We start from the raw sequence: 12,808 nt of genomic DNA, 5'->3' as shown, positions 1-12,808 counted from the left end.
CACGGCGGGGCGCGCGGCCGGGGCTTCCTGGCTTGCAGCGCGTGTCAGGGCGCCGGGTTCAGCATATATCCCGCGCCGACCACCGTTTGAATCAGCGCCACGGGAAAATCACGATCGACCTTCGCCCGCAGCCGATGCATGTGCATATCGATGATGTTGCCGCGCGGCTCGAAATCGTAATGCCATGCGGCTTCGAGCAACATGCTTCGGGTGACGACCTGCCCCGCGCGGCGCGCGAGACACTCGAGCAACAGGAATTCGCGATGCTGCACGCGCAGATCGCGTCCGCAGCGGCTTGCAGTGCGCGCCCGAGTATCGAGCACCAGGTCAGCACATTCGAGCCGATCGCTGATCCTGGTACGATCGGCGCGCCGCGCGAGCGCCTCGATTCTTGCCAGCGCTTCGATGAAGGCATACGGCTTCACGAGATAGTCGTCGCAACCGGCGCGAATCGCCTCTACGCGGTCGTTCAGACCGCCGACGGCCGACAGCATCAGCACTGGCGTCGTATCCCCACCGGCGCGCAACTGCTGGACGAGGACCAGGCCGTCGAGCGCCGGCAAGCGCCGATCAGTGACGATGACGTCATAGATGCCCTCGCGCCCATAGGCGAGCCCGGTCGCGCCGTCGGCCACCGTGTCGACAATCAGACCGCTCTCGGTCAGGCCACGCGCCAGAAAGCGGCTGGCGCGCATATCGTCTTCGATCAGCAGGATTCGCATGCGCAATCGAGGCTTACATTAAATTTTTTTCATGTTTGCGCGAAACGCCTGTACCGCTTCGCACGGCATACTACAGACATCGTAGGTACGAGCGTAGTGTAAAACGGCCGGCTAACGAAGGTTCGACGCTCTCTTATTTCTGGAAAAAAGGCATGTCGAAAGTTTTGGTCGTCGAGGACGACGAGCACACTCTCGCGGAGATCGTTGAAGCGCTCACCGATCACGGCTGCAACGTTGAAACCGCGAGCACCGGCCGCGACGGTTTGATGCTTGCGGTCGCCAACAGTTATGACGCTATCGTGCTCGATCGTATGTTGCCGGGCGGCCTCGAAGGGCTCGGCATGCTGTCGGCATTGCGCAGCGCCGGCGTGCTGACGCCGGTGCTGATCCTGAGCGCGCTGTCCGCGGTCGACGAACGTGTACGCGGTTTGCGCGCCGGCGGAGACGACTATCTGACCAAGCCGTTTGAGTTCATCGAACTGACCGCGCGGCTCGATGCGTTGATGCGCCGTCGCGAGACGGCCCCCGGTGTGCACGAGTACCTGGTCGGCGGGCTGCGCCTCGATCCGCTTAAACGCGAGGTGACCCGCGCTGGCCGCCCCGTACCGCTGCTGCCGCGCGAGTACCGGCTGCTCGAATACCTGATGCAGCACGAAGGCCAGGTGGTGAGCCGCACCATGCTGTTCGAAGCGGTATGGGACTACAGGCTCGACGAGCGCACCAACGTGATCGACGTGCACATCAGCCGCCTCAGAAAGAAGCTCGACCCGGACGGGACGGCTCCGATGATCGACACAGTGCGCGGTTCAGGGTACATGCTACATGCGCCTGACTGAACTGCACCGCACCACCGGCTTTCGCCTCGCCACACTGTTTCTCGTGCTGTTCGGCGTGATCGCAATGCTGCTGTTCGGGTACCTGTATCGCGAGATCACCGGCTTTGAACAGGAACGCATCGACGACTGGCTGATTCGTGAGCACGCAGAGTTGAAGCGTGAAGCGCCCGATGAGCTGGCCGCCCGATTCGAACATCAGAACCGGTTCGATCCGCGCCACCAGCGTCCCTTCGGCCTCTTCGAAGCCAGCGGCAAACATCTTGCCGGCGGCTATGCGGGCGATCGGCCGGCGATCCCCGTATTCGACAAGCCTTTTTCGATGAGCCTCGCAAATGTGGCGGGTCACCCGCCCGGCCGATGCATCGCCGCGCACGTGGCTGATAGCCGCATCGCTTTGCAATGCCAGGACACCCTCGAGGTCGACCACTTCGACGACGAACTGGTGCAAGCGCTGCTTTCCACCGCAATGATCACGCTTGTGATCGGCCTGATCGGCGCGAGCCTGATTGGCATCTCGGCGATGCGGCGCCTGGATGCGGTGACCGCATCGATCGAGGAAATCGTCGCCGGCAACCTCAGCAGGCGTTTGCCAGTGCATTCGAAACGCGACGACGTGGATCGTCTCGTTGGCGTGGTGAACAGGATGCTCGACGAAATCGAGCGCCTGATGAGCGAGGTCAAAGGGGTGTGCGATGCGATCGCGCACGATCTGCGTACGCCGCTTACACGCATGCTGGGCGGCCTCGAACGGGCACAACGGCGCGCCACAACGGAGCCGGAATATCGCGCGGCGATCGAGGAAGCCATTCTTGAAACCGCCGGCCTTTTGCGCACCTTCAATGCGTTGATGCGGATATCTGAAATTGAAAGCGGAGTGCGCCGCGCGGGTTTCACTGCGGTCGATCTGGCCGCTATCGCCGATGACGTTTTCGAATTCTACGAACCGACTGCCGAAGACAAGCAGATCGCATTTAAACTCGCGCGCACTGTGTCCGGCCCGCTGGAAATCCAGGGAGATCCGAATCTGCTATTCGAGGCGCTGGCCAATCTGGTGGAGAACGCCGTCAAGTTTGCACCGCATGGCGGAGCCGTGCAGGTGACGCTGTGGCACGACGAACGAGGATCCGGCGTGACCGTACGCGATGATGGACCCGGCATCGCACCGAGCGAGCGCGATGCCGTCCTGCGCCGTTTCTATCGTGGAGAGGCGAGCCGTCATACGCCCGGCAGCGGCCTGGGGCTCAGTCTTGCGACCGCCGTGGCCGGCATGCACGGCATGATCCTGTCTTTCCACGACCCAGACGTCGGTTGCGAGATCAGTCTGTTCAAACCTGCGCAAAGTCAACTGGCAGATAGCCGGTGATCGACCGGGTGGATGAGGTCCACCTTGAGACCCATTTCGGTGCAGCCGATCAGGTTATCGCGAACAGCTGGAACATGATTCCCATTCTGGCTGCCGATCGTGGAAAACTGTAAGCAACGGGGGAGCCGTGACACGTGAGACCAGCATGTGGATCCTTGGCATGGCGGGTTCGCCAGTGACGCCGGCAAGCTAAATTTCTGTTGACGGATGTTTTGACGGTGACCGATAGTCACTGCCGAAAGATCTGTTAATTCCAGGCTCCCGCGTGAAAGACACAACCCGCTCACCCTCATCGCGCGCTGACCATGTTTACTTCAGCGTGCGGGACGATATCTTCGACATGCGCCTGCTTCCTGGCGATCGTATGACCGAAGGCAGCATCGCCGATCGCTTCGGCGTTTCGCGCACACCGGCACGCGAGGCGCTGCAACGTCTTCAAAGCGATGGTTTGATGCGCGGCTATGTGCGCGGCGGCTGGGAAGTCGTGCCGATCGACTTCAAGCGCTTTGACGATCTATACGAAATGCGCAAGCTGATAGAAACGTTTTCTGTGACCCGGCTCTTTGACGCGGACGGCGCTCTGTCCGCCACGGCGTCGCAGATGCTGGAGCGGCTCGACCGCATCTGGAGCGTCCCTCACGCGCAGCGCGTTCGCGACGGCCGGGAGATGGTGGCGCTCGACGAAGCCTTCCACCAGGCGCTTGTCGTCGCCGCCGGCAATGCAGAGTTGAGCGCCGCAATGCAGCGCGTGACCGACCGCATCCGCGTGGTGCGGCGGCTCGACCTCGTATACGGCGACTGCATCAACGACACCTACGACGAACACATTGCGATTCTCGCCGCCATCCGCGATCTTGCCGCCGACCGTGCTGTCGAGTTGTTGGGCCGGCACATAGAAGGAAGCAGGGCAGAGGTGCGGACACTGACCACCGAGCGCCTGCAACGCGCCCGCACCGCATCGGAGCCTCACAGTGCCCCGTATGCACCACCGAGGTTGCGGGGCACCATCTAGTAACACGCATTCGGGAGTCCGCATTTCTTAAGCGCCCTCCGCACTCGGCCTTTGCGGGGACTCTGCACGTTGGCATGGTATTCGCATATACACTGGCCATGTATACAAGCAAAAGCCCCGCGCATCCGATGCCTTCCGAATTCCTAAGCCCGAGCCGCGGAACCCGCGGCATGGCGGTCGCGCCTCACGCACTCGCCGCACAGAGCGCTCTCGCGATCATGCGTGAGGGCGGCAACGCCGTCGAAGCGATGATTACCGCGGCCGCGACGATTGCGGTCGTCTATCCGCACATGAACAGCATTGGCGGAGATGGCTTCTGGCTGATCTCGCGTCCCGGCGCAGAGCCGGTCGGCATCGAAGCGTGTGGCGCGGCGGCGCTGGCCGCGACCATCGACGAATACCGTTCGCGCGGGCTGTCGGCCATTCCGGTGCGCGGCCCACTCGCAGCCAATACGGTGGCCGGCACGGTGTCTGGCTGGCAGCGCGCGTATCGCTGGTCGGCTGAAACGCTCGGCGGCAGGCTGCCGGTCAAACGCCTGCTTGAAGACGCGATCCATTACGCGAAGCAGGGCGTGCCGGTCACGCGAAGCCACTCGCAGTGTGTCGAAAGCCGCCTGGGCGAACTGCGGCCGGTCGCGGGTTTCACCGAGACCTTTCTGCACGGCGCTCGCGTGCCCCTCACCGGCGAGCGCTTCGTTTCCCCGCGTCTTGCCGCCACGCTCGAACGTCTGGCCGACGCAGGCTTTGACGACTTCTATCGCGGCGACCTCGCACGTAGCATCGCGAGCGATCTTCAGGCGGCCGGCTCGCTGCTAAGTCTCCCGGATCTTGAACGGCACGAGGCGCGCCTGCGAACGCCGCTAGCGCTTGAGCACTCGCTGGGTACGATCTACAACATGCCGCCGCCGACGCAAGGGCTGGTGTCGCTGCTTATTTTAGGCATTCTCGATCGCGTGCTGACGAAGGACATGGACCCGCTGGGTCCCGAATTCGTGCATGCGTGCGTCGAAGCAACCAAGCTCGCGTTCGCCGTACGAGATGCCGAGATCACCGATCCGGATCACATGCGCGTCGATCCGCGTGAACTGTTGAAGCCGGCCGTGCTCGACGCAATGGCCGCGCAAGTGTCGCTCACGCAAGCCGCGCCGTGGGGCACCGGCCGCGGGCCGGGCGATACCGTGTGGCTCGGCGTGACCGACAGCAACGGCGTCGCGGTGAGCTTCATCCAGAGTATCTATCACGAGTTCGGCAGCGGGATCGTGCTGGCGAAGTCGGGCATCAACTGGCAGAACCGCGGGTGCAGCTTCTCGCTCGACGAGCGCGCGCGAAATCCGCTGATGCCGCTGCGCCGGCCTTTTCATACGCTGAACCCGGCGCTCGCACGTTTTGCCGACGGCCGCACGATGGTCTACGGCAACATGGGCGGCGACGGTCAGCCGCAATCTCAAAGCGCGGTGTTCTCGCGTATCGCGACGTTCGGCTGGAATCCGCAAGCCGCGATCGACGCGCCGCGTTGGCTGCTGGGCCGTACCTGGGGCCAGTCGACCGACACGCTCAAGCTCGAAGCGCGTTTCGCGCCGGGCACCGTCGCGCGGCTCGAGGCGCTCGGCCATGAAGTCGAGACGATGCAGGTCTATGACGAAGCAATGGGGCATGCCGGCGCAATCGTTCGGTATCCCGATGGATCGATCGAAGCGGGCTACGACCCGCGCAGTGACGGGGCAGCCGCGGGCTGGTAGACGCACACGCGCGCTTTTTTCAATCAGATTGCAGGTCCGGCCTTCGAGGCCCGGAGGACGCTGCACGTCTGCCGGTCGCCGGCAGGCATTCGCTCAGTAAATGGAGTCACCATGACCACACGCTTGCAATCTTCGTTGCAACCTATCGCATCGGCGGAACTCGGCGCCACTTCGTCGGGCAGGACGCATAACCGCTGGCTTCAGCTCGCGCTGGGTCTCGTCTGCATGATGGCGATTTCGAGTCCGCAATATGTATGGACACTGATGACCAAACCGCTCGCCGCGAAGCTCGGCGTTGCGCTACCTGAACTGCAAGTCACGTTTTCGCTGCTGATCATTTTGCAGACGTTTTTCTCGCCGTTTCAGGGCAAGCTGATCGACCGCTTCGGGCCGCGCATGCTGATCTCGATCGGCACGGTAATGTCGGGCTTGAGCTGGGTGCTGGCCTCGCAGGTTCATAGCGCGCCGATGCTCTATCTGACCTACGGTGTGGTCGGCGGGCTGGGCACAGGCATCGTATATGTGGGCGTGGTGGGGCTGATGGTGCGCTGGTTCCCGGCCAATCGTGGCTTCGCGGCGGGCGCGGTCGCCGCCGGCTATGGCATGGGCGCGATCGTCACCACATTTCCGATCGCCTCGTCGCTACAGGCGCGCGGCATCGACGCCACGCTGTGGATGTTCGGCATCGCGTTCGCGGTGGTCGGTCTGCTGGCTTCGCAAGGTTTGCGGGTGCCGCCTTCGCACGACGCCGCCGCTCCGTCCGATTCCGCCGGTTCGGTTTGCGCGCCGACGGTCATGAATTTTCGTCCTTCGCAGACGTTAAAGACGCCACTCTTCTGGCTGATGTTCGCGATGATGACCATGATGTCCACGTCGGGCCTGATGGTCACCTCGCAGATGGCCACCTTCGCCGCCGACTTCGGCGTGACCAAAGTGCTCGTCTTCGGCATGGCCGCGTTGCCGCTGGCGTTGACGATCGACCGCTTTACGAACGGGCTCACGCGGCCGCTGTTCGGCTGGGTGTCGGACAAGGTGGGACGCGAGAACACGATGTTTTTCGCGTTCGCGCTCGAAGGCATGGCCATGGCGCTGTGGCTGCTCACGCGCGATAACGCCGTGTTGTTCGTCCTGCTGTCGGGCGTCGTGTTCTTCGGCTGGGGAGAAATCTTCTCGCTGTTTCCGTCGACGCTCACGGACACTTTCGGCACGCGGCACGCCACCGAGAACTACGGCTGGCTGTATATCTCGCAAGGGATCGGCTCGATCTTTGGCGGCCCCCTCGCCGCATTGATGCACCAGCACGCGGGAGGCTGGGTGCCGGTGTTCTCGACGGCGATCACGCTCGACATCGTTACCGCGCTGCTCGCCATTGCCGTGCTCAAGCCGATGCGCCGGCGCTTCCTGGCCGCACAGCGGGGCACGTGATTCCATTCGCCGTGTGCCGCAAATGCATTCCGAAACGTCGTCGAGGAACACATGCCAATTCAACTTGCGTTACGCAACATCCGTAAATCGTTTTCGAACAAACTCGGCTCCGTCGACGTGCTCGGCGGTCTGACCTTCGATATCCATGAGCGCGATTTCGTCAGCATCATCGGGCCTTCGGGCTGCGGCAAAACTACGGTGTTCAACGTGATCGCCGGCCTGCTCGAAGCAGATAGCGGCGATATCGTCTATCGCGGGCAAAGCGTCGATGGCTTACGTGGCAAGGTCGGCTACATGATGCAGCGCGACCTGCTGCTGCCGTGGCGCACCGTGCTGCAAAACGTGCTGATCGGACCGGAACTCTCGAAGATGCCTGCCGCGCAGGCACGCGACATGGCGATGGAATACCTCAATACGTATGGCCTCGCGGGCTTCGAGAATGCCTATCCGCGCATGCTGTCGGGCGGCATGCGTCAGCGCGTGGCGTTGATCCGCACGCTCATCAACGATCCCGACATCATCCTGCTCGACGAGCCGTTTTCGGCGCTCGACTACCAGACGCGTCTGTATCTGGAAGGCGTGTTGATGGAAGCGGTCGAAACGTTTCACAAGACAGTGGTGCTGGTCACGCACGACATCGACGAAGCGGTGGCTTTATCGAAGCGCGTCGTCGTACTTGGCGGCCGGCCTTCGCAGGTGAAGAAGATCTACGACATCGACATCGCCGCGCGCTCGCCGATTGGCGCTCGCAGTGATCCTAACTTTGCGGGTTACTTCCACGCGTTGTGTGGCGAACTCGATATTCAGACGGAGGTGAAGGCAGCATGACCCAATCCGCTTCCATGGACAAAACCGCGCCGGCCCAGCGCTCGCCGAAAGCTCCAGTGCGGTTCGTGCTCGACAGCGGCTGGGGCCGTTCGCTGTTGCAACTGGCGGCAGTAATCGCGTTCTTCGCGGTATGGGAAGGCGCTGCGCGCCTGGGCTGGGTATCGAATTTTCTCGTCGGTTCGCCGTCGAAAATTTTCGCCGCGCTACTACGCGACATGCAATCGCATCAGCTTTTCATCGACACAGGCTATACGCTCTTCGAAGCCATTCTCGGCTTCGTGTTCGGCACGGCAGCCGGTTCGGTGTGCGGACTCGCGCTGTGGTATTCGCCGTTCGTCGCGCGGCTGATCGAGCCGTTCATCGTCGCGATCAACAGTGTGCCGAAGATCGCTTTTGCGCCGATCGTGATTCTGTGGTTCGGCACCGGGCTCATCTCGAAGGTCGCGCTGGCTATTTCGCTGACCGCAATCGTCGCGCTGATTGCCGCCTATGAGGCGGCGAAAGACGCCGATCCAGACCTGCAGGCGCTGCTCGTCACGCTCGGCGCGAACAAGAATGACGTGTTCATGAAAGTGGTGGTGCCGTTCACGCTGCCCTACGTGATCTCGACGTTTCGGATCAACGTCGGCTTCGGTCTGGTGGGCGCGGTGGTGGGCGAGTTCATCTCATCTGAGAAAGGCCTCGGACACATGATCTTTACAGCGTCGAGCCTGTACGACCTCAATACCGTGTGGGAGGGCCTGTTCGTGCTAATGGCGATCGGCTTCGTCCTTTACTTCCTTATCGATATGGTCGAGCGCAAGCTGCTGCCGTGGCGGCAGGCGTCGAATACCACCACCCTCAAGGTTTAACGCGTTTCCGGCACTCCAACCACTTTACCCAGGGACAGACGATGGCACTAACCGCAAGAAGAGCGCTGACCGCGCTGAGTACCGCTTTGGCACTGACCGTTGCAGCCGTTTCGACACCGGCACTTGCCGCGGACAAGAAAGTGACTATTTCGCAGGCGTTCCAGTCGATGCTGTATCTGCCGCTCTATGTGGCGATCGACGGCGGCTTTTTCGAAAAGCAGGGACTCGACGTGAACAAGCAGACCGCCGGCAGCCCGAGTGCTGCGCTCTCCGCGGTGCTGTCGGGGAGCGCCGATTTCTCGCTGCACGGACCGGAGTGGACGGCCGTGGCCGCCGAGAAGGGCGCCGATGTCGATGTGATTGCCAATGTCGTAAACGGCGCGGCAGTGTGGATCGCGGTTGCGCCGGGTGCAAGGTTTAGCGGCATCAAGGACGTGAAGGATCAGGTGGTTGTGTCGGGACAGATGCCAACTACGAGCACGTCGCTGTTCTTCAAGCTGTTGAAGGAGAACGGCATGTCGCAAAGCGACGTCAAGCTGGTTCAGGTGCCGCTCGGCTCGGAGATCGGCCCGCTCGTTGCCGGCCAGGCGAAGATCGCGGTGATGTATGAGCCGGGTCTCGATCAGGCTGTCGCGAAGGGCATGAAAGTCGCGCTCGGGTTTCCGAAGCTCTATGGCGAATATGCGTTCTCTTCGATCTCCGCCAAACGCAGCGTCGATCCCGACGCGGCCGCGCGTTTCGTAAAGGGGCTGCAAAACGCGCTGCTGTACATGCAGAGCCACCCCGCGGAAACTGCAGCGATTGCGCGCAAGGAATTCCCGACGCTCGATCCCGCGGTAGTCGACGCAGCCGTGAAGCGCATGCTGGACGAAGGCGTGTATCCGAAGGACGTCAGGATCACGCCGAAAGCGCTGACTGTTGCGATGGATACGCAGATCGCGCTCGGCAACCTGAAGCAGCAGCCCAACTACGACAGATTCATCGTTCAGAGCTACATCCAGCCGGCGCTTGCCGCGAAATGGCACCGTTTGCCGACTCTTCCATGACCATGTTCTCTGCTTCTTCCAACATCGCGCCGATTCCCACCATCGCCCGGATTCGCGCCGAGGTTGCGTCGGGCGAGGCCGGGCTCGAGCAGTATGTGTCGCACGCCTACCATGCGGCGTACGAATCGCAGGCGTCGTTGCATGCGTTCTGCTATTTACCGGACGCCGCGCCCGTTAATGCCGTCGATGTCGCTTCGCCGCTGGCGGGCGTGCCGGTCGCCGTGAAGGACGTTATCGATACCGCCGACATGCCGACCGAATTCAATTCGCCCGCCTACAAGGGACGGCGCCCTGAGCACGATGCGTGGGTGGTCGCGCGTTTGCGTGCGGCGGGCGCGTCGATTATCGGCAAGACCGTGACCACCGAATTCGCGTGGCGTCAGCCGGGCGCGACCGTCAATCCGTGGAATGGCGAGTTCACGCCGGGCGGTTCGTCGAGCGGGTCCGCGGCGGCGGTGGCGGCGGGTATCGTGCCGCTCGCACTCGGTACGCAGACGCAGGGCTCGGTGATCCGGCCGGCGGCGTACTGCGGCATCGTCGGTTTCAAGCCGACTTACGGCGCGATCGCACGTACGGGCGTGTTGCCGCTGGCGTGCTCGCTCGACCATGTCGGCATGTTCGCGGCGAGCGTCGCGGATGTGGCTTACGCATTCGCGCTCGTCACTGGCGCGCACGCAGCTGATCCGCATGTCTCGCATGTTCCGCTTTCTGCTGCGACCGCGCGAGGCACTGGGACGCCGCGCTTCGGCGTGCTGTCGAAACAGGCCGGCGGCGAGATCGAGCCCGCGCAACAAGCCGCGCTCGACAGGCTCGCGGCCCAGCTCGCGCGAGACGGCGCCGAGATTGTCACGGTCGATCTGCCGGCGGAGATTTTCGACACGCCCGCGCATGCGTTGAAACTGATGTCGGTGGAAGCTGCCATCACGCACGGCGAACTTGTCGACCGCACGCCCGAACTCGTGAGTCAGGCAATGCGCGGTCTCGTCGAAGAAGGGCGCAAACTGCCCGCGACCGCCTACGCCGGCATCAAGGCGGCGCAGATGCCGATGGCGCATCGCTTTCACGACTGGCTCACCCGTGCGATGGCGCTAGATGCGCTGCTGGTCGCGCCAGCCTCGGGCGAACCGCCGCGCGGTCTCGACTATACGGGCGACGCGGCGTTCTGCGCGCCGTGGACCTTTCTCGGGGTGCCGGCCGTGACTGTGCCGGTGGGCTTCGGACCTGCGGGCTTGCCGCTTGGCGCACAACTAGTGGGCGCCGCTCACGGCGACCTGGATTTGCTGATGCTGGCGGAGTGGGTCGAAGCGCGCACCGGTTGGCAAGCGGCGGTGGCGTTGCGGCGCAGCTGAACGCGGTGGCACGCCGGGACAATAGAGATCCGCATGATGCGGACGCGCCGGTCGAACTGGACGGGGCCCAGGCGGTCGATCCCCGCTTACCGGCAGCGAACTGCGGGCACGATACTCGGCCCAGCGCTCCGTGGAGCGCTGGGCCGAACTTCATCATTCGCAGAGCACGCGGTGGCGTACCACGTCAGAAGCGATGAATCATGGCGACGCGATAGACCATCTGGTTCTCACTGGTAGACATGGCGGCCGCGGCGGGGATAAAAGCATAGTCAAAGTTAGTGCCGGTGTGCGCGCTGACGACGTGTTGGTAGGCGCCTTGCACATAGACTGACGTGCTCTTGCTCAGATCGTAGTCAAGCGTGAGACCGACCTGGTGCCATTTGGGGGTAAAGGAACCGCTCGTCGAGTGAAGGTGGGCGACCGTGAACGTGTATGCTGCGCCGAGCCACAGGTCCGGTCGGAAGAAGTACTGCTCATTCGCTTCGAAGTTGTCGAATTTCCACGAGTTCCATGTGCCGCCCGAGGGCCCACTTGATGACCCGATATAAGGGTTGGAAGTCGGGTCATACACGTCGACATGCGAATAGGCGAGTGCGGCCAGCGAATGGGCAAAGCGGTAAGAAGCAGCCACGCCGATATCCTGCTGCGACGAACCGGCAAACACCGCGTCGGTGGTAACGGAACCGCTTGAGTTTGAGTTCGCGCCGGGGTTGTCGAGCTTGAGATAGGACGCCGCCATCGTCAAACCACCGTTCTTGTAATTCAACGTCGCGCCCCATGTGCGATTGTTCGCGAACCCGCCCGCCTGGTTGCTAAAACCGTACATCGCTTCGCCAGTCAGGCCACGGTATGTCGGGCTCACATACTTGACAACGTTGTTCACGCGGAAATCCCAGTCTGCGTTGTCGTTGTCGAACGGATGCGAGTTGACATCGCCAGCATAATTTCCGGCTGCGGTAAGCCCGGCGAAGCCGAGGTCATCGACGCTGGTATCGTACTGACGACCGAAGGTGAGGGTACCGTACTGATCGGACGACAATCCGACGTATGCCTGGCGGCCGAACAGACGGCCACCCTGGCTCGCCTGTCCACTGTTCGTATCGAAGCCGCTTTCCAGCTTGAATACCGCCTTCAGGCCCCCACCGAGATCTTCATTGCCTCGCAAGCCCCAACGGCTGCCGTACGTGTCACCGCTTTTCATTTGATAGGTGCCGTGTCCGTTTGCGTTGCTCGTGAAGTTGAGACCCTCATCAAGAAGCCCATAGAGCGTCACACTTGATTGTGCGTGCGCTACGCCGGTGACCAGCATCAAGGAGGCCAAAGCTGCCCACGTCAAGTTCGTCTTTTTCATTTTCGCTCGCAATTTAAGAGTTGTCCGTATGATATTTGCCAGGGAGCCGCAGACGATCGACCGAAAAATTGCCTACGCAATTTCGGCCACTCGCCTTGAAAGGCAAGCAAGTCTAGGTAGCGAGAATTGACTGTCGTTCACAAGAAAATGAAACCGAGCATTCAGGAAAGTCGAACAAAGCGCGTGAACTTTTCCAGGCGCGGAAAGTGCCCGGATCCAGGCGTGATGCGGCAGCGCGAGCCGTTGTATTTGGCTACCCCCCGCTTGACTTACTATTTTTGTTGGT

11 protein-coding genes are annotated in these 12,808 nt (G+C 62.3%); 9 read left to right on the top strand and 2 right to left on the bottom strand.

Going from position 1 to position 12,808, the window contains the following annotated elements; translation table 11 throughout:
• Nucleotides 1-44: 44 nt before the first annotated feature.
• Entirely contained in the window at nucleotides 45-722 is a 678-nt protein-coding gene (locus F759_RS0116580) for a response regulator transcription factor (protein WP_027800854.1), read from the bottom strand.
• A 152-nt stretch (nucleotides 723-874) separates the two neighbouring features.
• On the opposite strand from F759_RS0116580, the gene F759_RS0116575 reads away from it, so the two are divergent.
• The 9 genes from F759_RS0116575 (at nucleotide 875) to F759_RS0116530 (ending at nucleotide 11,171) form a co-directional block, all read left to right on the top strand.
• Nucleotides 875-1,558: a response regulator transcription factor gene (locus F759_RS0116575; protein WP_027800853.1), complete on the top strand. Its 684-nt coding sequence runs from the start codon at nucleotides 875-877 to the stop codon at nucleotides 1,556-1,558.
• Entirely contained in the window at nucleotides 1,545-2,921 is a 1,377-nt protein-coding gene (locus F759_RS0116570; protein ID WP_027800852.1) for a sensor histidine kinase, read from the top strand. The genes F759_RS0116575 and F759_RS0116570 overlap by 14 nt, the downstream gene beginning before the upstream one ends.
• 340 nt (nucleotides 2,922-3,261) lie before the next feature.
• Nucleotides 3,262-3,933 (top strand): GntR family transcriptional regulator, encoded by a 672-nt coding sequence (locus F759_RS0116560; RefSeq protein ID WP_244438849.1) that lies wholly within the window; start codon nucleotides 3,262-3,264, stop codon nucleotides 3,931-3,933.
• A 128-nt stretch (nucleotides 3,934-4,061) separates the two neighbouring features.
• Nucleotides 4,062-5,672: a gamma-glutamyltransferase family protein gene (locus F759_RS0116555; RefSeq protein WP_027800850.1), complete on the top strand. Its 1,611-nt coding sequence runs from the start codon at nucleotides 4,062-4,064 to the stop codon at nucleotides 5,670-5,672.
• A gap of 111 nt (nucleotides 5,673-5,783) precedes the next feature.
• Nucleotides 5,784-7,097, top strand: a complete 1,314-nt coding sequence (oxlT, locus tag F759_RS0116550) for an oxalate/formate MFS antiporter (protein WP_027800849.1) — start codon at nucleotides 5,784-5,786, stop codon at nucleotides 7,095-7,097.
• A gap of 51 nt (nucleotides 7,098-7,148) precedes the next feature.
• Complete coding sequence (locus tag F759_RS0116545) at nucleotides 7,149-7,925, top strand: ABC transporter ATP-binding protein (RefSeq protein ID WP_027800848.1); 777 nt, start codon at nucleotides 7,149-7,151, stop codon at nucleotides 7,923-7,925.
• Nucleotides 7,922-8,776, top strand: a complete 855-nt coding sequence (locus tag F759_RS0116540; protein ID WP_027800847.1) for an ABC transporter permease — start codon at nucleotides 7,922-7,924, stop codon at nucleotides 8,774-8,776. Before F759_RS0116545 ends, F759_RS0116540 begins: the two co-directional genes overlap by 4 nt.
• A 41-nt stretch (nucleotides 8,777-8,817) precedes the next feature.
• Nucleotides 8,818-9,822 (top strand): ABC transporter substrate-binding protein, encoded by a 1,005-nt coding sequence (locus F759_RS0116535; protein WP_027800846.1) that lies wholly within the window; start codon nucleotides 8,818-8,820, stop codon nucleotides 9,820-9,822.
• A complete protein-coding gene (locus tag F759_RS0116530; RefSeq protein ID WP_027800845.1) occupies nucleotides 9,819-11,171 on the top strand; it encodes an amidase in 1,353 nt (450 codons plus the stop codon). The genes F759_RS0116535 and F759_RS0116530 overlap by 4 nt, the downstream gene beginning before the upstream one ends.
• Nucleotides 11,172-11,355: 184 nt before the next feature.
• Here F759_RS0116530 and F759_RS0116525 read toward each other — a convergent pair whose 3' ends face one another.
• Nucleotides 11,356-12,522 (bottom strand): porin, encoded by a 1,167-nt coding sequence (locus tag F759_RS0116525; protein WP_027800844.1) that lies wholly within the window; start codon nucleotides 12,520-12,522, stop codon nucleotides 11,356-11,358.
• Nucleotides 12,523-12,808: the final 286 nt, after the last annotated feature.

The sequence above is a fragment of the Paraburkholderia dilworthii genome (assembly GCF_000472525.1).
In the GTDB taxonomy this organism is placed as follows: Bacteria; Pseudomonadota; Gammaproteobacteria; order Burkholderiales; family Burkholderiaceae; genus Paraburkholderia; species Paraburkholderia dilworthii.
This window is presented reverse-complemented; position numbering and strand designations above follow the sequence as displayed.

Bases quoted from the DNA above. Each gene is read 5' to 3' on its own strand.
- F759_RS0116580 (WP_027800854.1), bottom strand. From the start codon at position 722: ATGCGAATCCTGCTGATCGAAGACGATATGCGCGCCAGCCGCTTTCTG.
- F759_RS0116540 (WP_027800847.1), top strand. From the start codon at position 7,922: ATGACCCAATCCGCTTCCATGGACAAAACCGCGCCGGCCCAGCGCTCG.
- F759_RS0116525 (WP_027800844.1), bottom strand. From the start codon at position 12,522: ATGAAAAAGACGAACTTGACGTGGGCAGCTTTGGCCTCCTTGATGCTG.
- F759_RS0116560 (WP_244438849.1), top strand. From the start codon at position 3,262: ATGCGCCTGCTTCCTGGCGATCGTATGACCGAAGGCAGCATCGCCGAT.
- F759_RS0116555 (WP_027800850.1), top strand. From the start codon at position 4,062: ATGCCTTCCGAATTCCTAAGCCCGAGCCGCGGAACCCGCGGCATGGCG.
- F759_RS0116570 (WP_027800852.1), top strand. From the start codon at position 1,545: ATGCGCCTGACTGAACTGCACCGCACCACCGGCTTTCGCCTCGCCACA.
- F759_RS0116530 (WP_027800845.1), top strand. From the start codon at position 9,819: ATGACCATGTTCTCTGCTTCTTCCAACATCGCGCCGATTCCCACCATC.
- F759_RS0116575 (WP_027800853.1), top strand. From the start codon at position 875: ATGTCGAAAGTTTTGGTCGTCGAGGACGACGAGCACACTCTCGCGGAG.
- oxlT (WP_027800849.1), top strand. From the start codon at position 5,784: ATGACCACACGCTTGCAATCTTCGTTGCAACCTATCGCATCGGCGGAA.
- F759_RS0116535 (WP_027800846.1), top strand. From the start codon at position 8,818: ATGGCACTAACCGCAAGAAGAGCGCTGACCGCGCTGAGTACCGCTTTG.
- F759_RS0116545 (WP_027800848.1), top strand. From the start codon at position 7,149: ATGCCAATTCAACTTGCGTTACGCAACATCCGTAAATCGTTTTCGAAC.